24 protein-coding genes are annotated in these 22915 nt (G+C 70.1%); 11 read left to right on the top strand and 13 right to left on the bottom strand.

Features of this window, described 5'->3' with window-relative positions; translation table 11 throughout:
• Positions 1-59: 59 nt before the first annotated feature.
• Together KV097_RS02870 and KV097_RS02865 are read right to left on the bottom strand one after the other, a co-directional pair.
• Positions 60-308: a WhiB family transcriptional regulator gene (locus KV097_RS02870; protein WP_220341884.1), complete on the bottom strand. Its 249-nt coding sequence runs from the start codon at positions 306-308 to the stop codon at positions 60-62.
• A 245-nt stretch (positions 309-553) separates the two neighbouring features.
• Positions 554-1885, bottom strand: coding sequence for a hypothetical protein (locus tag KV097_RS02865; RefSeq protein ID WP_220365026.1), 1332 nt, complete (start codon positions 1883-1885; stop codon positions 554-556).
• A gap of 131 nt (positions 1886-2016) precedes the next feature.
• Between KV097_RS02865 and cofD the strand changes: the two genes are divergently transcribed.
• From cofD to KV097_RS02850, 3 genes are read left to right on the top strand one after another with little or no spacing between them, the layout of a single operon-like run.
• A complete protein-coding gene (gene cofD, locus KV097_RS02860) occupies positions 2017-2994 on the top strand; it encodes a 2-phospho-L-lactate transferase (protein WP_220365025.1) in 978 nt (325 codons plus the stop codon).
• Positions 2991-3974 carry a coenzyme F420-0:L-glutamate ligase gene (cofE, locus tag KV097_RS02855; RefSeq protein WP_220365024.1) on the top strand — a complete coding sequence of 328 codons (984 nt, stop codon included), beginning with the start codon at positions 2991-2993 and terminating at the stop codon, positions 3972-3974. The genes cofD and cofE overlap by 4 nt, the downstream gene beginning before the upstream one ends.
• A 9-nt stretch (positions 3975-3983) precedes the next feature.
• Positions 3984-4691 (top strand): TIGR03089 family protein, encoded by a 708-nt coding sequence (locus KV097_RS02850; RefSeq protein ID WP_220365023.1) that lies wholly within the window; start codon positions 3984-3986, stop codon positions 4689-4691.
• A gap of 38 nt (positions 4692-4729) precedes the next feature.
• Here KV097_RS02850 and KV097_RS02845 read toward each other — a convergent pair whose 3' ends face one another.
• Complete coding sequence (locus KV097_RS02845) at positions 4730-6181, bottom strand: LCP family protein (RefSeq protein ID WP_220365022.1); 1452 nt, start codon at positions 6179-6181, stop codon at positions 4730-4732.
• A gap of 138 nt (positions 6182-6319) precedes the next feature.
• Here KV097_RS02845 and KV097_RS02840 point away from each other — a divergent pair, with 138 nt between their 5' ends.
• Together KV097_RS02840 and KV097_RS02835 are read left to right on the top strand one after the other, a co-directional pair.
• Entirely contained in the window at positions 6320-7528 is a 1209-nt protein-coding gene (locus KV097_RS02840) for an LCP family protein (RefSeq protein ID WP_220345240.1), read from the top strand.
• A 76-nt stretch (positions 7529-7604) separates the two neighbouring features.
• Positions 7605-9452 carry a hypothetical protein gene (locus KV097_RS02835; RefSeq protein WP_220365021.1) on the top strand — a complete coding sequence of 616 codons (1848 nt, stop codon included), beginning with the start codon at positions 7605-7607 and terminating at the stop codon, positions 9450-9452.
• A gap of 55 nt (positions 9453-9507) precedes the next feature.
• On the opposite strand, the gene KV097_RS02830 is transcribed toward KV097_RS02835, so the two are convergent.
• The 4 genes from KV097_RS02830 to KV097_RS02815 form a co-directional block, all read right to left on the bottom strand.
• Complete coding sequence (locus KV097_RS02830) at positions 9508-9813, bottom strand: EthD family reductase (protein ID WP_220365020.1); 306 nt, start codon at positions 9811-9813, stop codon at positions 9508-9510.
• A gap of 73 nt (positions 9814-9886) precedes the next feature.
• A complete protein-coding gene (locus tag KV097_RS02825) occupies positions 9887-10678 on the bottom strand; it encodes an alpha/beta fold hydrolase (RefSeq protein ID WP_220365019.1) in 792 nt (263 codons plus the stop codon).
• Between the two features lie 97 nt (positions 10679-10775).
• Positions 10776-12215 carry an NAD(P)/FAD-dependent oxidoreductase gene (locus KV097_RS02820; RefSeq protein WP_220365018.1) on the bottom strand — a complete coding sequence of 480 codons (1440 nt, stop codon included), beginning with the start codon at positions 12213-12215 and terminating at the stop codon, positions 10776-10778.
• A 1-nt stretch (position 12216) separates the two neighbouring features.
• Positions 12217-12774 carry a hypothetical protein gene (locus tag KV097_RS02815; protein WP_220341895.1) on the bottom strand — a complete coding sequence of 186 codons (558 nt, stop codon included), beginning with the start codon at positions 12772-12774 and terminating at the stop codon, positions 12217-12219.
• 218 nt (positions 12775-12992) lie between these two features.
• On the opposite strand from KV097_RS02815, the gene KV097_RS02810 reads away from it, so the two are divergent.
• Entirely contained in the window at positions 12993-13625 is a 633-nt protein-coding gene (locus KV097_RS02810) for a TetR/AcrR family transcriptional regulator (RefSeq protein ID WP_220365017.1), read from the top strand.
• Between the two features lie 79 nt (positions 13626-13704).
• Here the strand turns inward: KV097_RS02810 and KV097_RS02805 are convergent, their stop codons facing one another.
• Entirely contained in the window at positions 13705-14859 is a 1155-nt protein-coding gene (locus KV097_RS02805; RefSeq protein ID WP_220342522.1) for an acyl-CoA dehydrogenase family protein, read from the bottom strand.
• A 72-nt stretch (positions 14860-14931) separates the two neighbouring features.
• Here KV097_RS02805 and KV097_RS02800 point away from each other — a divergent pair, with 72 nt between their 5' ends.
• Positions 14932-15573: a pyridoxamine 5'-phosphate oxidase family protein gene (locus tag KV097_RS02800; RefSeq protein ID WP_220365016.1), complete on the top strand. Its 642-nt coding sequence runs from the start codon at positions 14932-14934 to the stop codon at positions 15571-15573.
• Here the strand turns inward: KV097_RS02800 and purE are convergent.
• Both purE and KV097_RS02790 read right to left on the bottom strand, forming a co-directional pair.
• Positions 15567-16079 carry a 5-(carboxyamino)imidazole ribonucleotide mutase gene (gene purE, locus KV097_RS02795; protein ID WP_220342576.1) on the bottom strand — a complete coding sequence of 171 codons (513 nt, stop codon included), beginning with the start codon at positions 16077-16079 and terminating at the stop codon, positions 15567-15569. The two genes, KV097_RS02800 and purE, sit on opposite strands and share 7 nt — an antisense overlap.
• Positions 16072-17295: a 5-(carboxyamino)imidazole ribonucleotide synthase gene (locus KV097_RS02790; protein WP_308289312.1), complete on the bottom strand. Its 1224-nt coding sequence runs from the start codon at positions 17293-17295 to the stop codon at positions 16072-16074. Before KV097_RS02790 ends, purE begins: the two co-directional genes overlap by 8 nt.
• Positions 17296-17343: 48 nt before the next feature.
• Here KV097_RS02790 and KV097_RS02785 point away from each other — a divergent pair, with 48 nt between their 5' ends.
• The gene (locus tag KV097_RS02785) at positions 17344-18081 is read left to right on the top strand and encodes a hypothetical protein (RefSeq protein WP_220365015.1); all 738 of its coding nucleotides are present in this window, start codon (positions 17344-17346) and stop codon (positions 18079-18081) included.
• A gap of 50 nt (positions 18082-18131) precedes the next feature.
• Positions 18132-18596 (top strand): GtrA family protein, encoded by a 465-nt coding sequence (locus KV097_RS02780; protein WP_220365014.1) that lies wholly within the window; start codon positions 18132-18134, stop codon positions 18594-18596.
• A gap of 20 nt (positions 18597-18616) precedes the next feature.
• On the opposite strand, the gene KV097_RS19630 is transcribed toward KV097_RS02780, so the two are convergent.
• The 3 genes from KV097_RS19630 to KV097_RS02765 are packed head-to-tail and all read right to left on the bottom strand — an operon-like array spanning position 18617 to position 20939.
• On the bottom strand, positions 18617-19591 hold the full coding sequence (locus tag KV097_RS19630; protein ID WP_220341900.1) for an adenylate/guanylate cyclase domain-containing protein: 975 nt from the start codon (positions 19589-19591) through the stop codon (positions 18617-18619).
• Position 19592: 1 nt separating this feature from the next.
• Positions 19593-20093: a PH domain-containing protein gene (locus KV097_RS19625; protein WP_220345247.1), complete on the bottom strand. Its 501-nt coding sequence runs from the start codon at positions 20091-20093 to the stop codon at positions 19593-19595.
• A 12-nt stretch (positions 20094-20105) separates the two neighbouring features.
• Complete coding sequence (locus tag KV097_RS02765; RefSeq protein WP_220345248.1) at positions 20106-20939, bottom strand: biotin--[acetyl-CoA-carboxylase] ligase; 834 nt, start codon at positions 20937-20939, stop codon at positions 20106-20108.
• Between the two features lie 65 nt (positions 20940-21004).
• Here KV097_RS02765 and KV097_RS02760 point away from each other — a divergent pair, with 65 nt between their 5' ends.
• Positions 21005-22603 (top strand): acyl-CoA carboxylase subunit beta, encoded by a 1599-nt coding sequence (locus KV097_RS02760; RefSeq protein WP_308289311.1) that lies wholly within the window; start codon positions 21005-21007, stop codon positions 22601-22603.
• Positions 22600-22830: an acyl-CoA carboxylase subunit epsilon gene (locus tag KV097_RS02755; RefSeq protein WP_220341904.1), complete on the top strand. Its 231-nt coding sequence runs from the start codon at positions 22600-22602 to the stop codon at positions 22828-22830. The genes KV097_RS02760 and KV097_RS02755 overlap by 4 nt, the downstream gene beginning before the upstream one ends.
• Positions 22831-22915 lie beyond the last annotated feature (85 nt).

Raw genomic sequence — 22915 nt, 5'->3', positions numbered from 1 at the left:
CGCGACGGCGCTCGCCGGGCGTCGTCCGCGGGCCGGTCGTGGACCGGCCCCGCGGCGACTTAGATCGCGTGCTTCTTGAGCTTGCGACGCTCGCGCTCGGAGAGTCCGCCCCAGATCCCGAACCGTTCGTCGTTCTGCAGCGCGTACTCGAGGCACTCGCCACGCACGTCGCAGGTCAGGCAGACCCGCTTCGCCTCGCGTGTCGAGCCGCCCTTCTCCGGGAAGAACGCCTCTGGATCGGTCTGCGCACACAGGGCGCGATCCTGCCAGCCCATCTCCTCGGCGTCTGCATGGAAGATGTCCTCCATCAGTCTCGCCTCCTGCCCCTGATAGTCCCCGTGGTCCGTACCGCCCCCGGCCCCGGCGCCAGTCCTCGACCCCTCGTGGACCGTGATCGTGGCTCGTGAGAGTCCCGATCGTGCACCTGAGCCGTCCAAGAGGACGACACTAGTGAAATTACAAGCCTGTCAATACCCATCCGTCAAGCCGAGTAGTGCTAATGCGAAGGCCCGCACCATCCGTGGTACGGGCCTTCGTCAAGCTCCGAGATGGATCAGGAGCCGCTTCCGGGCGTCCACCAGGACGAGGAACGAGGCTCGTCGCCACCGTCCTCGCCGTCGGTCGGCTTGTCCGACGACTCGCCAGTCGACGTCCCTGCCTCGTACGTGGCGTCCGTCTCGGGAACAGCATCGAACGTGGCGTTTCCGAGGCGTGCGACCGGCTGATCGCCCTCGGGCTCAGTCGTGGGAGCGGACCAACCCGTCGAGGGGGACGAGCTGCCCCATCCGCCACCCTCGCCCTGCCACGTCGGCTGGGCAGGCTGCTCAGGCGGCGTATAGGACTGCTGCTCGGGCTGCGGCGGCTGCGGCGGCTGCGGCCAGGTCGATCCGTACTCGCTGGGCGGCTGCCACGTCGGCTGCTCGGTCGCCGGCTGTGCCCACGTGCTCGGGATCGGCTGCTCGGGCGGCGACCACTGCGAGTCACGCCCCCATCCGGCGTCCGGTGCGCTGCTTCCCCAGTCGGCGTTCGGCTGCTGCTCGGGCGGCTGCGCCCCCCACGCCGAGGCCGGCTGCTCCTGGCCCGGGCTCTGCGACCGTAGATCGGTCGAGGGCTCCTCAGCCGGCGGGGTCCACACGGCCGTGGACTGCTCGGCCGGCTCCTCGGGGGCGGGCGCCTCGGGCGCCGGGTACGAGGGGGTGCCCCACGAGGGCGAGTGCTGCGCGGCCTCGGCCGCACCGTAGCCGGCGGCGGCACCTGCCGCGCCCGCTCCGTACCCCTGCCAGCTCTGCTGCTGCGGCTGAGGCGCCTGCGGGCTCTGCTGCTGCGGGAGGCCCTGCTGCGGCCAGCCACCCTGGTCGGCCCACTGCTGAGGCTGCGGCTGCTGCTGCGCGGGCCAGCCCTGCTGGCCGCCCTGCGGCTGCCCCCACGGCCCCTGCTGCTGGCCGCCCCACGCCTGCTGGTGCTTCGGCGCGCGCGCCGGAGCAGGCAGCTCGCGGAGAAGGGTGACGGCAGCGAAGATCACGAGGCCGTTGAGCGCCAGTGTCGCCAGCACGAGGATCGTGAAGGACGCCTTGTTGGGGTAGAGGTCCTCGCTGAGCGCCTTGATGAGCCCCCACAGGCCGAGCGCGATGCTCACCCCGAGCACCGCGATCGCGGCGATCGTGATCGTGCGCGCTCCCGAGCTCAGGTCGTCCTTGCGCGGTGCGGCGATCGCGACGGCGAGGGCGGTGACCAGCACGAGGCCCGGGTTGAGGGCGGCGTTCGCCCAGGAACCCCAGCCGCGGTCGTCGAGCAGCGCGATGAAGTGCGCCAGCAACGTCGCGGCAACGATCCCCAGCAACGCGTACGAGAAGATGTCGCGGTACTTGCGTAGTGAGTCGAACACAGATCCCCATCTCCTGGATCGGGCGCAGGGTCGTGCCCTGGCCCAACGAACGGACCTACCCTACGCACGAGACAGTCCATTCGTCCGGCCGGGAGTGCGTCGGATCAGGACCGGACAGGGAGAATGTCCGCATGAGGATCACCGTTCTGTCCGGAGGTATCGGCGGCGCCGCGTTCGTCCGTGGCCTGCTCGACGAGGTAGGCGACGAGGCCGAGGTCACCGTCGTCGGCAACACCGCCGACGACCTGTGGCTCTTCGGACTGAAGGTCTGCCCCGACCTCGACACGCTGATGTACACCCTCGGCGGCGGGATCGACGAGGAGCGCCGCTGGGGCCGGTCCGACGAGACCTGGAGCGTCAAGGAGGAGCTCGCCGCGTACGGCGCGCAACCCACCTGGTTCGGACTCGGCGACCGTGACGTCGCCACCCACCTCGTGCGTACGCAGATGCTGCAGGCGGGCTACCCGCTCAGCGACGTCACCCGCGCGCTCTGCGTGCGGTGGCAACCCGGTGTCACGCTGCTCCCCATGACCGACGACCGGGTGGAGACCCACGTCGTCGTCGAGAACGAGGGTCAGCGCCGCGCGATCCACTTCCAGGAGTACTGGGTGCGCCTCCGAGCCGCCGTACCCGCCCACGACGTCGTCATGATCGGCATCGAGGAGGCCAAGCCCGCCCCCGGTGTGATCGAGGCGGTCATGGACACCGACGTGGTCCTCGTCCCGCCGTCGAACCCCGTCGTGTCGGTGGGGCCGATCCTCGCCGTGGCCGGTGTCTCGGACGCGCTCCGGACCACCCGTGCCCCCGTGATCGGCATCTCCCCCATCATCGCCGGCGGTGCGGTGCGAGGCATGGCCGACCAGCTGCTCACCGCGCTCGGCGTCGGTGTGAGCGCCGGCGCCGTGGGGGTCCGCTACGGCGCCCGTAAGACCGGTGGCGTGCTCGACGGCTGGCTCGTCGACACCGGTGACGCCGACCAGCTCGGCCCGCTCGAGGAGGCAGGCCTCGTCGCCCGCGCGGTGCCGCTCTACATGTCCGACGCCGAGACCACCCGCACGCTCGCCGCCGACGCGCTCGCTCTCGCACGTGAGGTCGGCGTCGCCCGATGAGCCTCACGCTGTGGCCGGTCACCGGTGTGCGCGAGGTGCGGCCGGGCGACGACCTCGTCGACCTCCTCCTCGGCCGTCTCGACGAGCCGCTCCGCGACGGTGACGTCGTCGTGGTGACGAGCAAGGTCGTCAGCAAGGCACTCGGCCTCGTGACGAGCGGGGACCGCGAGACCGTGATCGATCGCGAGACCGTCCGCGTGGTCGCGCGCCGCGGTCCGACCCGCATCGTGCGCAACCGCGCGGGCCTCACGATGGCCGCGGCCGGCGTCGACGCCAGCAACACCACGCCGGGCACGGTCCTGACACTGCCGGACGACCCCGACGCGACGGCGTACGACCTCTGGCGGGCGCTCCGGCGGCGGGCAGGGGTGGAGATCGGCCTGGTGCTCTCCGACACCGCGGGCCGGGCCTGGCGGCGCGGGCAGACCGACATCGCGATCGGGAGCGCGGGTCTGAAGGTGATGAACTCGCTGTCGGGTACGCAGGACTCCTACGGCAACGCCCTGCACGTGACCGAGCCCGCGGTCGCCGACGAGATCGCCGGCGCGGCGGAGCTGGTCGCCGGGAAGACGAGCAACACCCCGTTCGTGGTCGTCCGCGGCCTCCCGCGTCACTGGGTCGGGGACCACTGGACGACGGCCGGCACCGGGGCGCGCGACCTCCTTCGCCCCGAGGACGAGGACCTTTTCGGCCTGGGCGCCCGTGACGCGGTCGAGGCGGTGCTGACCGAGAGTCAGCCCGCGGGCTTCTCCCCCGCCGGCGACGGCGCGGCCGACCGCGTCCACGAGCTCGCGGCCCCCGACGAGGACCTTGTCGCCGTCACGCACGCCGAGGGCACCTTCCACGTGACGCCCCTCGGTGGCGGCGCGGCCGCCATGGTCGAGGCCGGACGTGTCGCCGAGCGCCTGCGCATCGGTGCCGCCGCGTACCGTCTGGAGGTCGAGGTCGAGGTGAGGACCACGCTCACCGCGGGCCGTTAAGGTGGCTGCGTGACCATCGCCGACCTCCTCACGAGTGCCGCTCGAGCCGATCCGTCGCGGCCCGTGGTGACGTTCTACGACCTCGAGACGGGTGAGCGCACCGAGCTGAGCCTGACGACCACGATGAACTGGGTGGCCAAGACGGCGAACATGCTGCAGGACACCCTGGGCGCCGACGACGAGAGCACCGTCGGGGTGCTCCTCCCGATCCACTGGGAGACCGTCGTGTGGCTGCTCGCGGTCTGGGTGGTCGGGTCTGCGGTCAGCCTCGAGCCCGGCCATCCCGTCGTGGTCGTCGACCCGGAGACGCTCGAGGTGGCCGGCGACGCCGACGACATCGTCGCGCTGTCGCTGCGTCCGCTCGGGGGCCGTTTCACGTCACCGCTGCCGCCAGGGGTGATCGACTACAACGCTGACGTGGGCGGGCACGGCGACCGGTTCACTGCGTACTACCCGCCGCGCAGCTCCTCCGTCGCGGTTCGCGACGCCGACGGCATCGTCACGCACGCCGACCTGGTCGCCGACTCCGCCGACCGCTACCCCGACGGCGCCCGCGTGCTGCTGGTGGGAGACCGCGACACCGCGGCGTTGATGCCCGCGATCCTCGGGGCCCTTCACGCCAAGGGCTCCCTGGTGCTCGTTCGCTCGCGCTCGCCGGAGTCCGACGCCGACCGCATCGCGGCGATCGCCGAGACCGAGCGGGTCACCGTCGGCTGACAGGCACGCAGGCCACCGGGCCGACCGACGCGTGATCGTCAGCAGGCGTCCGCCAGGTCCTCGGCCTGGTTCGCCCGGGCCGCTCGCTCGGCAGCAGGGTCGCCCCCGGTCTTCGTCACCGCTGGGCGACCGGACGACCCGGCCTTGGTGGCGGAGCCGCCGCCGGACTCGCCGGCCCCGTCCTCGGAGCGCTTCACCGCCTTCGACACCATCTTCCGGATCTTGCCGAAGTCCGGATCACCCGTGTCGACCTGGGGCGGCACCAGAGAGACCGTCGAGATCTTCGCACCCCGCGCCTTGAGCGCGAGGTCGACGAAGGTGTCGAGCTCACCGGCGGGGATGTCGGTGCTGAGCATCCGCTTGCTCGACTCGGCGATGCCCGTCGCCTTGAGCAGCACCGTGTTGGGGTCGAGCTGCTGGAGCATCGCGTTCATCAGGCACTTCTGCCGTGCCATCCGTGAGTAGTCGGAGTTCTGCACGCGGCTGCGGGCGTACCAGAGCGCCTGCTTGCCGTCGAGGACCTGCCTGCCCTTGCGTATCCAGCCGGTGATCGGCGAGCCGATGCCACCGATGGCGGTGCGCTCGCGGACCCGGACCTTCACCCCACCGACGGCGTCGACGAGGGAGGCGAAGCCCTTCATGTTGACCAGCACGTGATAGCTGATCTCGAGCCCCGTGATCTCCTCGATCGCCGCCTCCGTGGCGGCGATGCCCTCGTGCCCCTTGCCGCCGAAGATCTCGGGGTGGCCGTCGGCCCAGGTGTTCACGCTGTTGAGGTAGCAGCCCTCGCAGTCGAAGCCGTCCGGGAACTCGTCATGCATCGGGAAGCTCTCGGGGAACGGCACGTTGGCCAGGTTGCGCGGAAGGCCCACCAGGACGGTGTCACCGGTCTCGGAGTCGATGCTCGCGATGGTGAGAGAGTCCGGGCGGAGTCCGTCACGGCCCTTGCCGGAGTCCGCACCGAGGAGCAGCACGTTGTAGCGCCCCGCGTCGGTCCCGCTGACCGCCGACGAACCGAAGACCGTGGTGATGAAGTCCTGCTGGACGGCCATCAGGTTGGAGGCGACGAACAGCGCGCCGGCGGTCACGAAGCACAGCACGCCGCTGACTCCGCTCAGCGCGAGCCTCTGGCGACGCTCCAGCCGCAGCGGTGACCCGAGTCGCCAGGCGTCGGCGAAGAGCGCCACCCACGCGAGCGCGAGGATGATCAGGCCGAACCGCAGCAGCCAGAGGATCCCCGACGAGGTGAGCAGCCAGATGATGATCCCGCGGTCGAGCAGCCCCAGCAGCACCGCGATCACCACGACACCCCAGACCGCTCCCCAGACCCGCAGCGCGAGCAGCCCGATCCTGCGATGGCCGGCGACGACCTGGGCCGAGCCCGGAGCGACCAGCGTCATGAGCATCAACGAGAGTGCGCGACGGAAGCGGATGCGGGCCGATTGCTCCTCGGCCTGCGTCCGCCCGTAGGCATCTGCGTAGTCGGACATGTACCCCCATGACGTCGCTGTCGTGCTGCGCCGGCCCCGAGTGGACGCCACGCCAGTATCACCACCGGAGGGTGGCGTCCCGGGGCGACGCGCCGACACGTCGGCGGGTCGAACGACCTGTCCGGTACCTTCGACCGCATGCCCGATCGAGATCCGCGCCGCGGTGACGGCGACGACTTCGACTGGCTCTACGGCCCTGGCGACGACGCCACGCGGGTCGTCGGAGGCCCGTCGTCGCAACCGTACGGTGGCCCGCCGTACGGTCCTCCGCACCAGCAGCCGCACCCCGGCCAGCCGCAGCAGCGGCCGTCGGACCTGCCCCCGATGCAGTTCCCCGACGAGCGCCGGCCGGCCGCCACGCCGCGCCGCTCGGGCGGAGGCGGAGGCGCGGGCCGCCGGTGGCTCCGGCCGCGCCGGATCATCCCCCTGCTCCTGGTGGCATGGCTGATCTTCCTGATCGCGGTGCCCGTGTGGGCGTGGGGAAAGATCGAGAAGGTCGACGCCACGCCGGGTGGTGAGCGTCCCGCCGACCAGCCGGGCACGACCTACCTGCTCGTCGGCTCGGACAGCCGTGAAGGGCTGACCAAGGCCCAGCGCAAGAAGCTCGCGACCGGCAACGCCGAAGGAAGGCGTACCGACACGATCATGATGATGCACGTCGGTGGCGGACCGACGACGCTCGTCTCCATCCCGCGCGACTCCATCGTCCCGATCCCCGGCCACGGCCGTACCAAGATCAACGCGGCGTACGCGTACGGCGGGCCCAAGCTGCTCGTCGAGACTCTGGAGCAGTCCACCGGCGTCCGTATCGACGACTACGTCGAGATCGGTTTCGGCGGCTTCGTCAACATGGTCGACGCCGTCGGTGGCGTCGAGATCTGCCCGAAGCAGGGGATCAAGGACAAGGACGCCGGCCTCAAGCTCAAGAAGGGCTGCCAGGAGGTCGACGGCGCGCAGGCCCTCGGGTACGCCCGCTCGCGCCACTCGTACGCGACGCAGGACCTCCAGCGGGTCCAGTCCCAGCGCGAGGTGCTCGGAGCGATCGCGGGCGCGGTGAAGTCGCCGTCGACGTTCTTGAACCCGTTCCGGTACGCCGGCGTCGTGACGGCAGCGACCGACTCGCTGCGGATCGGCGACAACGTCGGCCCGATCTCGTTGGGCCGGTTCGCGTGGAGCCTGTCGGCGGCGATGGGCGGCTCGGGTCACAACTGCACGGTCCCGATCGCCGACGCCTCGGTCCGGTGGGACAAGAAGCGGGCGCTCGAGCTGTTCGGCTACATCAAGGCCGGCGAGACCGACAAGATCACCAAGGCCGTTTGTACCAAGGATGGTCTACCCGCGCGCTGACCCCGCCCGGTCTCTGCTAGGTTCAGCGCCATTCTTCGGCGTGGGCAGCGATGCCTCGAACTGATCGGAAACCGCTGTGGCACGTCGTGTTGTCGTGGGGTTGGTTGCTGCTGCCGTGCTGGTGGCGTCCGGAGCGGGGCAGGTTCCTGCAGGGGCGGCGGAGACGGCGGTGTCCGGCTCAGCGCCGCCGGTTCTGACCTCCCCGGCTGCGGAGTCGGAGGTCGGCGGGACGGCCGAGCTCGCCGCGACGTCGGAGTCGCCGTACGTGGTCTTCGAGCTGGCGACGTCGGCAAGCTCGTCGTGGATCGTCCGGCGCACGCCGGTGGCTGCCGGCGCGGACGGCATCTTCCGCGGCACCCTGCCGACAGCCGGGCTCCCCCCACGGTTCGTCGCATGGGTCCGGGCATGCTCCGATGCGAGCCTGGAGTCGTGCACCACCGCCAGCGAGGCCGTCCCGGTGCTGGGGCTGCGGCCGACGCTCACACCGACCAAGCCGTTGCCGTCGGTGATCGACCCGTCGGTCATCAAGCGGGTCTCGCTGCGGGCCACAGGTCTCGGGGGGTTTCCGGCGACGGTCGACGGCGGCGTCAGGAGCAGGCAGGTCCGTGACGGCGACGTGATCGATGTCGACATCCCGAGCACATCGAGTGTCGACGTCTACGTCTCGCTGCAGCAGTGCAGTCCGCTCAATGCGGCGGTGTGCGAGGGAGCGGGCCTCTCCCTCAGGGTTCGCAAGGAACCGGACATCACCCTGTCGAGTCCGGGGCCGATGCTGCTGAGCCAGAACGGCGACGGCCTGTGGGAGACCGCGACCAGCCACGTGAGCCTGGACTCCCGTACTCCGCTCACTGCCCGCTGGCGGATCATCTCGACTGCCGGTGCCACGGTTGCCGGCCCGTACGAGTTCACCGCCGACGAGATCCGGGCGGGACAATTCGGCGGAAACTGGGCGGGGACCAATTTGCGCGTCCTGATCGACCCGAAGGCACGTCTGGGTCGTCCTCTGCCGGCCGGTGAGTACCGGTTCGAGGTCGAGGTCACCGCGACGGCCACCGACTTCACGAAGTCCGCCCGCAAGAGCGTGCCGCTGTTCGTGAGCAACGCCGCGAAGATCACGAGCTTGACGCCGACGACGCCCTTCTTCTACCCGTTCGCTGGCGTCGGCCCTGGCTCCGGGGTGCCGACCGTGATGAGGTTCAGCCCTGCGCTCGACCCCATCGAGGCGAGGTACGGCGACATCCGCTACAGGATCCTCGCGAGCAACGGCAAACCCCTGGGCGGCAGCACGCCGCTCCTGGGTATCGCGGGTGCGTTGGAGTGGAACGGTCGCTACTGGAAGGACGGCGTGGCGACCGTGGCGCCCAGTGGACGCTACCGGCTCGAGCTCGTGAGAACGCGGAACTGCACCCACACCGGATGCGAGTACGTGTACGGGCCGGTGTCGGCTCCGTTCACGGTCCGCGCCACCCCGCCAAAGCTCATCAAGACGACGGTGAGAGCCTCCGCGCGCTCCACGTTGAAGCGCACCCTGGTGAAGCGGAACGCCCGCGTCAAGCGCGCCAGGCATGGCAACGTGCGATTCGTGCGGAAGGCGGGAGGGCGGGGACTGGGACGCGTGACGACCCTGCACTCGTTGCGGATCCCTGGCGACCGCAACCGTGATCTCTGGTTCGCCGCTCGTGTGCGTCTGCGAGGCACCTGGGGCACGCAGAACGACATCAGGATCGCCGTCGTCACGCCACGAGGGCGGACCCTCCCCTTCCGCCATCTCCCCAGCACGCGACGCCACCTCGCCTTCGATGCCGCTGAGCGGGAGGTCGGCGCCGACGGGCGCCTGCGGCTCAAGGTCATCTGGAAGGGCAAGAAGCCCGTCCGGTTGGACCAGTTCGTGGTCACCTACCGCAAGTACGACCTCAGGTCGTGAGCTGAGGCAGGTGGGCACGGGCCGAGACCCGTGCCCACCCGTCTGGGCGGTGGGTTCAGTCTTCGATGTCAGAGAGCAGGAACTCGACACCGCCGGTGGCGAGGTCGAAGGCGTCGCGCCCCACAGCCATTCCGTTCTCGTGGTCGAAGGCAGCGACGGCCGTGTCGTAGTCGGCGAAGTACAGGTCGGCAGTGCGCCACCGCGGCCGCGGGGTGCCGTCCTCCTTGGGGAAGACCTTGCCGTACTCCGCGCGCAGGAGGTCCGGAACCTGTGACACGAGCTCCTTGTGCGCCTTGTAGCGACGCTCGAACTCCTCTTCGTCGACCGGGTTGGCGTAGATCATGGTGAGCTTGGCGGTCATGGTGTCCTTCTTTCGTCGATGGGATGGATCGGGCTTGTCACGTCGAACGAGGTCCCGCTGGCGGACGCAGGGCTCACCTCGCGGCTCGCTCGATGACGTCGGTCACCACGCCGGGACGGCTGAGCATGACCGCGTGAGAGGCGTCGACCTCGGTGACGTAGGCGCCGGCGCGGCCGACCATCATGCGCTGGAGGGCGGGGTCGATGGCGTGGTCACGGCGGGTGAGGAGGGCCCAGGAGGGGATGGTGCGGTAGCCGTCCACGACGCTGGCGTCGGTGACGGTCGCGGAGTTGGCGGGCCGCTGGGTGATGGCGAGGTCGGCGGCGGTCGTCTTGTCGAGATCGCCGGCGAACACCTCCGGGAACTCCGCCGGGTCGATGGCGACGTCCACACCGCCGGGGACCGGCGTGTAGATCAGCGGGATGCCGGACCCTTCGGTGAGCCCGGCGAGGGTCTCTCCCTTGGCGGGGATGAAGGCGGCGATGTACACCAGGGACTTGACGTCGGGCACCGAGGTGGCGGCGTTGGTGATGACGGCGCCACCGTAGGAGTGGCCCACGAGCACCTTGGGTCCCTCGATCGCGGCCAGGTAGCTGCTGAGGTAGGCGGTGTCACTCGTGAGGCCCTGCAGCGGGTTGGCGATGGCCCGGACCGGATAGCCGTCCTTTCGCAGCCGCTTGATGACCGGATTCCAGCTGGAGGAGTCCGCCCACGCGCCGTGGACGAGCACGATCGTCGGCTTGGGTGACGTGGGGTGCTTCCCGCCCGCGGGTGTGGCGCCGGTCGCCGTCGCCGGTATGGAAGCGGCGAGCAGGGCGGCCGCGGCGGTGCCGATGAGGGCTCCCTTGAGGGTGTGAATACGCATGACAGAGGTTTCCTTCCTGATGGGGTCGTGCTGTCTCCTTCACCCGCCGCGGTCGCGGCGGGACGTTCACTCGCCGGGCGTTCAGTCGCCCGGACATTCAGCGGCCGTAGGCTTCGAGCAGCCGGAGCCACACCTCGCTGATCGTGGGGAAGGCCGGAACCGCGTGCCAGAGCCGGTCCAGGGGAACCTCGCCGACGACCGCGATCGTCGCCGCGTGCAGCAGCTCCGCGACGTCGGGCCCGGCGAGCGTGAAGCCGACGATGACCTGTCGCTCCTCGTCGACGACCATGCGCGCCTGGCCGCGGTATCCGTCGGCGTGCAGGGTGGAGCCGGTGACGGCGCCCAGGTCCTGGTCGACGACCCGGATCCGCAGCCCGGTCGCCGCGGCGGCGGCCGCGGTCAATCCCACCGACGCGATCTCCGGTTCGGTGAAGACCACCTGAGGCACCGCACGTTGATCGGCCGTTGCCACGTGCCGGCCCCACGGGCGGTCCTGGACCGGGTCGCCCTTGGCGCGTGCCACGATGACGTCTCCCACGGCTCGGGCCTGGTACTTGCCCTGGTGGGTCAGCAGCACGCGCCGGTTGATGTCACCGGCGGCGTACAGCCAGCCGCCTCCGATCGGTGCGCCGTCGGCGGCGAGGACGCGCAGGGTGTCGTCGACCTCGAGCCACGCGCGCGGAGTCAGACCGACGGCGTCCAGTCCGACGTCCTGAGTATTCGGTACGCGGCCGGTCGCGACGAGGAGCTCGTCGGCTTCGATCTGCTCACCGTCGGTGAGACTGATGCGCACCGTTCCGTCGGCCTCGCGCGTCACGGATGTGGCCTCCGTGCCGAGCCGTACCGTCACGCCGGCGTCCCGCAGCGACTCGACGACCAGGTCGCCGGCGAACGGTTCCGCGCGCGGCAGCACGCCGTCACGGACCAGCATCGTCACCGACGCCCCTAGCCCGGCGAACGCGGTCGCCATCTCCGCTGCCACCGCACCGCCGCCGAGGATGGCCAGCCGGTCGGGAACCGCAGCAGCGGCGGCCGCCTCCCGGTTGGTCCACGGTTCGGCCTCGCGCAGACCGGCGATGTCAGGGACCAGTGCGCCGCTCCCGGTGGCGATGACGACCGCGTGGCGTGCGGTCAGCACAGTGGTCGCACCGTCGTCACCGGTCACCTCGATGGTTCGGGTGGAGTTGATCCGTCCCTGCCCGCGGTACAGCGAGATGCCCGCCTGGTCGAGCCAGGACACCTGGTTCTGGTCCTTCCAGTGCGCGGCGAAGGCGTCGCGCCGGCCGAGCACGGCCGCCACGTCCAGGCCGCCCGTCAGCGCTTCCCGCGCTCCGGGCACGTCCCGAGCCGCCCGGAACGCCGCCCCGCTGCGCAGCAGCGCCTTTGTCGGGATGCACGCCCAGTACGAGCACTCACCGCCGACCAGCTCGCGCTCGACGATGGCAGCGCTGAGACCGCCCTGCGTCACGCGGTCCGCAACGTTCTCGCCGACCGGACCTGCGCCGATGATGATGACGTCGTATGTCGTGGTGTCCATGTCAGCTCTCCTGCGCGACGCGGCCGAGGCGCAGGGCTGAGATGAGGAAGAAGACCCCGCCGAGAGCGGCGTAGCCGGCCAGGCCGGCAAGGGACGGGTCATCGGCGCCGGCCGCGAGGATGAACCCAACGCCGACGAGCACCGAGAGGCCGCCGCTGAGGATCATCGGCCACTGGCCCCCCAGGGTGCGGCGCGCGATCCCGACACTGAGCTGCACGAGCCCAGACACGACGGCCCAGGCCCCCCACACGCGCAGGACAGTAGACACGTCCGACGTGCAGGCGAGGGCGATGCCGACGGCGGCGAGCGCGCTCACCGCGATGTTCACGTACAGCCCACGAGCTTGCTCCGCGGCATGGGAGGAGCGAAGGTCGACGACAGCTGCGGCGACATCGAAGGCGGGATAGAGGACGAGCAGGACGACGCTGACCGGGTTGAGGTCGGAGCTGCTGAGGAACAGCAGTGCTGCCCAGACGATGGCGAACCCGAACCTGGCGTAGTACAGCCGACGCAGGCCGTGCTCGAACTGTGAGGTAGTGGGTGAGGCGACGGTGGTCATGACGACCCCTTTCGGAGAGCTCGCGGACGGGTGAGTGCGAGTCAGCCCGTGCCTCGAGCGCCGAGACCGGTGCCCTACGAGCCGACCCTGAGGACCGATCGCGGCGGCGCCCCGAGCGGCGCGTCGTGAGAGACCCCGTCTCCACCCCTCTCACTGAATAGGTTCTACGTAAAAGTAGCATGGACTGCATTAATTGGCTAGATGCTATTTTTGTCCACATGGAAGGCAGACGCAACAGGAAAAAGAAGCAGACCCGAGATCGGATCCGGGCCTCGGCGCTGGAGCTGTTCACCGCGCACGGCTACAGGAACACCACCATCGCGGCGATCGCCGAACACGCGGACGTCGCGACGCGGACGGTCACGCTGCACTTTCCCACCAAGGCGGACCTGCTGTTCGCCGACGAGGATCCGTTCGCACCGGAGTCGCTGGCTGCCCGCCTCGCCGACCGCACCGGCGACACGCTCGACGCCTTTAGCGTATGGATGCACGACACGATGCACGCCCTCGGCGAAGACGACACGGACCAGGGCCGATCGCCCGGCGAGATGTTCTCCCTGCACGCGAAGCGCGCTGCCCTGATCGCCGAGGACGCGGATCTGAGCAGCCGGGCACAGGTCTTCTACGCCGAGCTCGAGAACGTGATTGCCCAGGCACTCGGGAAGGAGCTGGACATGTCGCCAGATGCGCTCGCCCCCCGCCTCACCGCGTACACGCTGGTGGGCGGCCTGCGCCTGGGCGTCCTACGCCAGGTCTTTGTGGCCGACGAAACGAGCCGCGAAGAGCTGCCCTCCCTGGTCGACCGCGTGCTCGAGTTCGCGCGCGCCGGCCTGGCCGAGCTGACGACATAGCCGTTCCGCTCGCCGAGACAGACCATCCCCAAGGGCGCAGTGCCCTTGGGGATGGAATGTGCGGATGCCCGGATGTTGACTACAGCTGCGACTGGATCCCGGCGAGGAGCTGACGCGCCATCACGATGCGCTGGACCTGGTTGGTGCCCTCGTAGATCTGCGTGATCTTCGCGTCGCGCATCATCCGCTCGACCGGGTAGTCGCGCGTGAATCCGTAGCCACCGAGCAGCTGCACCGCGTCGGTCGTGACCTGCATCGCCGTGTCGGAGGCGAACGCCTTGGCGGCAGCCCCGAAGAACGTGAGGTCCTTGTCGCCGCGCTCGCTGCGACCGGCGGCGGCGTACGTGAGCTGGCGGGCCGCCTCCACCTTCATGCCCATGTCGGCGATCATGAACTGCAGCCCCTGGAACTCGGCGATCGCCTTGCCGAACTGCTGGCGCTCCTTGACGTAGCCCAGCGCGTAGTCGAGCGCGCCCTGGGCGACGCCGACGGCCTGTGCCGCGATCGTGACGCGGGTGTGGTCGAGGGTGCGCATCGCCGTGGCGAAGCCGGTGCCCTCCGCGCCGATCATGCGGTCGGCGGGGATGCGGACGTTGTCGAGGTAGACCTCGCGGGTCGGGGAGCCCTTGATGCCGAGCTTCTTCTCCGGCGCCCCGAACGAGACACCCTCGTCGGACTTCTCGACCACGAAGGCGCTGATGCCCTTCGAGCGCTTCGTCGGGTCGGTGACCGCCATGACCGTGTAGAAGTCGGACTCCCCGGCGTTCGTGATCCAACGCTTGACGCCGTTGAGGACCCAGTGGTCACCGTCACGGACGGCACGGGTCTTCATGCCCGCGGCGTCGCTGCCCGCGTCGGGCTCGGACAGCGCGTAGGAGAACATCGACGTGCCAGCGGCCAGCGGCGTGAGGTACTTCTTCTTGAGCTCCTCGCCGCCGGACAGGATCACCGGCAGACTGCCGAGCTTGTTGACGGCGGGGATCAGCGAGGACGACACGCAGGCGCGCGACACCTCTTCGATCACGAGCACGGTCGCGAGGGCGTCTGCCCCAGCGCCGCCGTACTCCTCGCCGACGTGGGGCGCGTGGAAGTCCGACGCCACCAACGCGTCGTAGGCCTCCTGAGGAAAGCGCACCTCCTCGTCGACGGCGGCGGCGTACGGGGCGACCTTGGCGTCGCAGACGGCCCGGACGGCCTCGCGGATAGCCTGGTGCTCCTCGGACAGGGCATACATGGGCTGGTCGTTGGTCACCCCTCCATGCTAATGAGTGTTAACCAGCGACCAGCAGGGCCCTAACCTGGTCGCATGACCGCGATTGCCGAGCCTGCTGCCCACGTCACCGAGATCACCTCCCTCGAGGAGCTTCGCGCGCTCGTCGGCGAGCCCCTCCCCCGTGTGCGCGACAAGGTCATGTCGACGCTGGTCGACGACCACGTCGCCTGGCTCGAGGCATCCCCGTTCTGCCTCGTCGCGACCTCGGACGCCTCCGGGCGGTGCGACGTGTCTCCGAAGGGAGACCCGGCCGGCATCGGCCACGTCGTCGACGCCACCACGGTCGCGATCCCCGAGCGCCCCGGCAACAAGCGGGTGGACGGCTACCTGAACGTGCTCGAGAACCCGCACGTCGGTCTGCTGTTCATCGTCCCCGGACGCGGCGACACGCTACGGGTCAACGGCCGGGCGCGGATCGTCTCCGCCGCCCCCTACTTCGACGCGATGACCGTCAAGGGCCACCGGCCGATCATGGCGCTGGAGGTCTCGATCGAGGAGGTCTTCTTCCACTGTGCCAAGGCGTTCCTGCGCTCGCGTCTGTGGAACCAGGACTCCTGGCACCCCGAGGTCCTCGCGACCCGCGCCGAGATCGCCAAGCGCCTCGAGCGTCCGGAGGAGTCGCTGGGCGCACTCGAGGCCTACTACGGCGAGGCGTACTCCAAGAACCTCTACTGAGCGGCGCCCGGCCGCTGACCCCGGACGGCTGCGCCCTTCGCCCGCGCGGCGTCGGCGAGGCGTGACTGGAAGGCGACCATCGCGTCCGCGAGCGCGGGGTCGGACGCCGCGAGGATGCGTACGGCGAGGAGACCGGCGTTGCGTGCGTTGCCGACGGCGACGGTCGCCACCGGCACGCCGGCGGGCATCTGGACGATCGACAGCAGCGAGTCCATGCCGTCGAGATACTTCAGGGCGACCGGCACACCGATCACCGGCAACGGCGTCACCGACGCCAGCATGCCCGGCAGGTGAGCCGCTCCTCCGGCACCGGCCACGATCACCCGGAGGCCGCGGCCGTGGGCCTCGCGGCCGTACGCGATCATCTCGTCCGGCATGCGGTGGGCCGAGACGACGTCAGCCTCGTACGAGACACCGAACTCCTCGAGCGCCTCTGCCGCCGCCTTCATCGTCGGCCAGTCGGAGTCCGACCCCATCACGATCCCGACCTGTGGTGTCTCACTCACCGGTGCTCCCCCTGTCCCACTCGTCTGGGTCCACGTCGTCTCGGTCCTCGTCGTCTGGGTCCACGTCGTCGTCCAGCCGCCCCTCGAACCAGGCTGCGGCGTGCCTCGCCCGCGCAAGGAGATCATCCAGGTCGTCGCCGTAGACGTTCACGTGGCCGACCTTGCGCCCGGGCTTGACGTCCTTGCCGTACAGGTGGACCTTGAGCCCGGGGTCGCGCGCCATCACGTGCGGGTAGGCGTCGTACAGGTGCCCCACCTCGCCGCCGAGGATGTTCACCATCACCGTCCACCGGGCCCGCGCCCGTGGCGAGCCCAGCGGCAGGTCGAGCACGGCGCGCAGGTGGTTCTCGAACTGGCTGGTCTCCGCGCCGTCCATGGTCCAGTGGCCGGTGTTGTGCGGACGCATCGCCAGCTCGTTGACGAGGATGCGGCCGTCGGCGGTCTCGAAGAGCTCGACCGCGAGGATCCCGACGACGTCGAGCTCAGCGGCCACCCTCATCGCGAGCATCTCCGCCTCTGCAGCGCGTTCGGGGTCCAGACCAGGGGCGGGCGCGATCACCTCGCGGCAGATGCCGTTCTCCTGTTTCGACTCCACCACCGGGTAGGTCGCGACCTGCCCGGAGGGCGAACGCGCGGCCAGTGCCGACAGCTCGCGACGGAAGTCGACCAGCTCCTCGGCGATCAAGGGCACACCGGCCGCGAAGACCTCGGCTGCCGCTCCTGCGTCCTCGACGACCCACACGCCCTTGCCGTCGTACCCGCCGCGCGTGGTCTTGACGACGACCGGGTAACCGTCACCGTCGGCGGCGAAGCGGTCGAGCCCTGCGGCGTCCGAGACCGGCGCCCAGCGAGGACACGGCACGCCGAGTGCGGTGAGCCGCTCCCGCATCTCGCGCTTGTCCTGGGCGAAGAGCAGGGCGTGCGGCCCTGGACGACAGGCGTGACCCTCCGCGTCGAGGGCACGGAGGTGCTCGGGCGGCACGTGCTCATGGTCGAAGGTCACGACCGCGCACCCCTCGGCCACGCCTCGGAGCGTGGTGAGGTCGCGGTAGTCGCCCACGGTGGTCGCCGGGTTCACCTGGGCGGCGCTCACGTCCGGCCCTTCGGCGAGGAGATGGACCGGCACCGCGAGGGAGACGGCGGCCTGCTCCATCATCCGAGCCAGCTGCCCGCCCCCGACGATGGCGAGCGCGGGGCTGTCGATCGGCCTCTGCACGCGGTCATGCTATCGGGCGTGCTGGACGCGGCCGAAAAGGCGCGGGGCGTGACCCGAGGCGAGGCTACCTTGGCCGGGCGCTCACGCGACCGTGTCGGGCGCGCCACGATCAAATCCGGGGGAAACATGAAGAAGGCACAACGACAAGCTCGCACGGCGATCCTGGTGATGGTCGCTGCGACCGCGCTGGCCGTCGGCGCTCCCGCCTACGCCGGCGCCGTCCAGAGCCCGCCGGCCACCGCGCAGGGCACGAGCACTCCGTCGGCTGACGATGCCGTACGGAAGGCGCCACGGACGGTCATCACTCTCAAGATCGCGGGCTGCGAGGGTTGTCGCCTCCGTCCGACGCAGGCGGTCCGGGGGAAGTCCGCCTGGACGGGGAAGGCCAAGAGGGTCCGTGACGGCAAGGTCCGCTGGTCCGTGCGTACCGACCGCACCGCCGGTCTGACCTTCTTCGTCGAGCGGAACCCGAAGGCTGCGTCGACCACAGTGCTCAACGCCGTCCCGATGATCGTCGCCCGCTACCGCGGCAAGGCGGTCGGCAGCCGAGTCAGCGACGCAGCAGCACGCAAGGCCAAGCGGGCGACCCCCTGCTTGCGTGGCACGCAGGCGTCTCGCTTCACCAGGCGAGTCGTCGTCCGCTACTCACGGGTCGACGATCCGACCGGCCCGGGCACGGTGCGCGTCCCGCGCTACTACTTCAAGAAGACCCAGCGCGCGACCAAGCCGTACTCGCGAACCTTCAAGGGGACGCTCGCCGCGCAAGACCTCTACGTCTGTCCTTGACGACACGGCAGTCGAGCGAGGCGGCAGAGAGGACTCCGTAGGCTGAACCCGTGACTTCCTCTCTGTCGCCGTCGCGCGTCACCACTCGGCTCGGTGAGGTCGCGAGGTTCGGGACGGTGGGTCTCGCCGGCTACGTCACGGACGTCGTCGTCTTCAACCTGCTCCGGTACGCCGGTGACCCGGGAGTCCTGGAGCACAAGCCCGTGACGGCGAAGATCCTCTCCGTGGCCGTCGCGATGATCGTGACCTACGTCGGCAACCGGCAGTGGACGTGGCGCGGTCGGAGCACTCGCAGCGTCCACCGCGAGGTCGTCCTCTTCGTGGTGATGAACGGCATCGGCATGCTCCTCGCCGTCGGGTGCCTGGCGTTCTCGCACTACGTCCTGGGACTCGACAGCGCCCTCGCCGACAACATCTCCGCGAACGTCGTCGGGCTGGGTCTCGGCACCCTGTTCCGGTTCTGGGCTTATCGGCGGTTCGTCCTTCCCGACGGCGAGCCGGCTGAGCCGTCGTAGGAGCTCGTCGTGGGAGAACCTCAGCCGTTGTAGGACCAGCGGTGCCGCACCGTGAGCGGCTCGACGTTGCCGAATCCCCGCAGGTTGCGCTGGGCCATCGCCCGGGTCTCGAACCTGTCCCCGAGGCCCTCGGCGGTCGCCGCGTCGATGATCACACGGTTGCGGCGGGCGACACCGGTGAGCCGCGCGGCGAGGTTGACCGGTGGACCGTACACGTCTCCGAGCCGCGAGATCACCGGCCCCGTCCCCAGACCGACGCGCACGTCGGGCAGGTTCTTGTCGCCACCGATCTCGGCCACGATGGAGAAGGCGATGTCGGCCGCGACCTCGGGGGACTCCGCGAGATAGAGGACGGAGTCGCCGAGAGTCTTGATCGGCCGACCGCCGCCCTCGGTGACGAGGTCGATGCAGCGTGTCTCGAACTCCTCGACCAGATCGGCCAGGCCGTCGTCGTCAAGCCCGTTCGACAGCTTGGTGAACGCCACCAGGTCGGCGAAGCCGACGGTGACGACCATCCGGAGCACGTCCTCCTCGTCGGCGGCCAGCGCCTCCGCGCGCGTCGCCGACGCGGCCAGGTGCCGGCGCCACGAGTACACCAGCAGGCGCTCGAACACCGGCCCCATCGTCTCCGCCACCGAACGACCCGACGATGGCCACCGCCGACGGTCCTCCTCGGACTGGTTGCGCCGCTCGAGGACCTCGGCGAGGGTCGACACCTGCCACTCGGCGAGGCGCGACATGGTCGAACCGAGGGCGCGGGTCAACCGGACGACCGTGTCGTCGTCGAGCACCCCCGAGGCGACGACGGCGCGTACCGTCTTCAGCGCGTCGAGGTCGGCAGGGACGAACGCCTTGGCGTCGGCCGAGTCGGGGAACCCGAGCGCTCGCCAGAGTCGTCTCGCCTCCTCGTACGAGACTCCTGCTGCCGCGGCGACCTCGTCGCTGCTGAAGATGGGATCCGCACCGAGGATGGCGCGGGCGAGGTCGTCGGGCACGTCAGATCTGCTCGTCGCTCGTCATCGGCTGGTGCGCCTCGAACACGAGGGAGCTGAGCTGCCGGTGGACGTCCTCGATGTGAGGGACGTCGCGGATACGCAGGCCGTCCTGCTCACTGGCGGCGTGGACGATCAGCGTCCCGCACCCCAGCAGGCGGTCGGTGAGCTGCTTCTCGAACGAGACGTCGTTGATGCGGTTGAGCGGGATGATCCGACCGGTGCGGGTGAGGATGCCGCGCTGCTCGATGAGACGTCGGTTGGTCACGGTCCACGTCCAGGTGAACCAGCCCAGGAACGGGAGGACCACCCACATCAGGACGACGAGCAGCGCGACCACCACGACGACCGAGCGCACGGGCCCGTCCGTGACCGCCGCTCCGAACCCACCGGCAGCGGCAGCGACCACGAGGACGAAGACGGCGCCGAACAGCGCCTTGACGTGTGTCCTGACCGTCAGGACCTCGTTCTCGCCGCCGATCAACAGCTTCTTGGAGACACCCACGGGGTCATGGTGTCATGCCCGGGACCGCAGATGCGTGATGTCTCCGGCACTGACTGTGGTCACCTCGCCGTTGACCGAGATCTCCAGCCGGCCGCTGTCGTCGAGTCCGACGGCCTCGCCCTCGATCCGCTGGCCGTCGGGAAGCTCCACCGACACCTCGCGTCCGAGGGTCGCGCTGCTCCGCTCGTACGCCTGCCGGATGCCGATGTCGGGATCGCCGCCGGCGTCGGCCCACGGCACGTACAGGGCCTCGAAGGCGGCGGCGAAGCCGCTCAGCAGCCCGGTCCTCTCCGCCGTCGGTGAGCCTTCGATGGTCAGCGAGGTCGCGTTCGGGACACCGATCTCCTCAGGGGTCGTCGACACGTTGATCCCGCACCCGACGACCGCGGCCGGCCCGGTCGGGGTGTCGACCCGCTCGACGAGGATGCCGGCGAGCTTGCGGTCCTCGACGACGACGTCGTTGGGCCACTTCAGCTGGGCGACGACCCCCGCCTGACGCACGGTGGCGACCACGGCGGCGCCGGTCAGCAGGGGGAGCCACGTCCATCGGTAGCCGTCGATGCGCGGGCGCACGAGGACCGAGACGGCCAGCGCGGAGTAGCGCGGCATCTCCCAGGTCCGGTCGAGCCGTCCACGCCCTGCCGTCTGGTGGTCGGTGGTCAGCAGCGTGCCTTCCGGCGCGCCCTCCCGGGCCAGCCGGGCGAGGTCGGCGTTGGTGCTGGCGGTCTCGGGGACCACGCGCACCTCCTGCCACCACGACGTCGGTCGGATCAGGGCCTGCTCGAGACCGGCGGCGTCGAGTGGACGGCGGGCGAGAGGAGAGTCGGCTGGCGGTGAGTCGCTCATGTCCCCACTGTCCCATGATCCGCGCCCCTCGTCGGGGCGAGCGGACCGGCGGCTACCCTGAGCGCGTGAGCGAAGCAGTGGCACCTGAACCGGGTCAGATCGACACGCACACCACCGCCGGCAAGCTGGCCGACCTCGACCGGCGCCTGGACGAGGCGGTGCACGCCGGGTCGGCGAAGGCCGTCGAGAAGCAGCACGCCAAGGGACGCCAGACGGCCCGCGAGCGGATCGAGATGCTGTTCGACGAGGGCTCCTTCGTCGAGATCGACGAGCTGGCGCGGCACCGCTCGACGGCGTTCGGCCTCGAGAAGAACCGCCCCTACGGCGACGGCGTGATCACCGGCTACGGCACGGTCGACGGCCGTCAGGTGTGCGTGTTCTCCCAGGACTTCACCGTCTTCGGCGGCAGTCTCGGTGAGGTCTACGGCGAGAAGATCACCAAGATCATGGACCTCGCGATCAAGACCGGCTCCCCCATCGTGGGCATCAACGAGGGCGCCGGCGCGCGCATCCAGGAGGGGGTCGTCTCCCTCGGCCTGTACGGCGAGATCTTCCGGCGCAACGTGCACGCCTCGGGGGTCATCCCGCAGATCAGCCTGATCATGGGGTCGTGCGCGGGCGGTCACGTCTACTCCCCCGCCGTCACCGACTTCACCGTGATGGTCGACGGCACCTCCAACATGTTCATCACCGGCCCCGACGTGATCAAGACCGTCACCGGCGAGGACGTGACGATGGAGGAGCTCGGCGGCGCTCGTACGCACAACACCAAGTCGGGCAACGCCCACTACATGGGCGCCGACGAGGAGGACGCGATCGAGTACGTCAAGGCGCTCCTCTCCTTCCTCCCGCAGAACAACATGGAGGACGCGCCGGCGTACGACGGGCTTGCCGACCTCGAGATCAGTGACGTCGACCGCGCGCTGGACACGCTCATCCCCGACTCGACCAACCAGCCGTACGACATGCACACGGTGATCGAGTCCGTCCTCGACGACGGCGACTTCCTCGAGGTCCAGCCGTTGTTCGCGCCCAACATCCTCATCGGCTTCGGCCGGGTCGAAGGGCGCAGCGTGGGCATCGTCGCGAACCAGCCGATGCAGTTCGCCGGCACGCTCGACATCGACGCGTCCGAGAAGGCCGCGCGCTTCGTCCGCACGTGCGACGCGTTCAACGTGCCGGTCTTGACCTTCGTCGACGTGCCGGGCTTCCTCCCCGGGACCGACCAGGAGTGGAACGGCATCATCCGCCGGGGCGCCAAGCTCATATACGCCTACGCCGAGGCGACCGTCCCGTTGGTCACGGTGATCACCCGCAAGGCCTACGGCGGCGCCTACGACGTCATGGGCTCCAAGCACCTCGGCGCCGACCTCAACATCGCGTGGCCGACCGCCCAGATCGCCGTCATGGGCGCGCAGGGCGCGGTCAACATCCTGCACCGCAAGACGCTCGCCGCGGCCGACGACCCCGAGTCGAAGCGTGCGGAGCTGATCGACGCGTACGAGCAGACGCTGGCGAACCCCTACGTCGCCGCCGAGCGCGGCTACGTCGACCAGGTCGTCCAGCCGCACGAGACCCGCATCGAGATCGTGCGTGCGCTGCGGCTCCTGCGCAGCAAGCGCGAGACGCTGCCGCCCAAGAAGCACGGGAACATCCCGCTGTGAGCACCGGGCAAGAGGACACCGCCGCAGCGCCGCTGCTGCGGGTCGTCAAGGGTGACCCGTCGCCGGAGGAGCTCGCGGCGCTCGTCGCCGTCGTCGCCGCACACGGAGCCGCCTCGGAGCTGGCTCCTCCGACGCGGCGATCCGCGTGGGGGGACCCCTCGCTCGCCACGCGCCCGCCGCACGCCCACGGGCACGACGGGTGGCGCAGGTCGGCCTTCGCGCGCTAGAACGCGTTCCCGACCCTGCATCACGCGGCGAGGCTACGAGCCGTGTCCGCCCACCCGTACGGCCGATCCGGAGCCGTACGCTGGC

It is taken from the genome of Mumia sp. zg.B17, from assembly GCF_019550915.1.
In the GTDB taxonomy this organism is placed as follows: Bacteria; Actinomycetota; Actinomycetes; order Propionibacteriales; family Nocardioidaceae; genus Mumia.
Note: the sequence above shows the minus strand (reverse complement) of the source record. Positions and strands in the feature narration are given on the sequence as shown.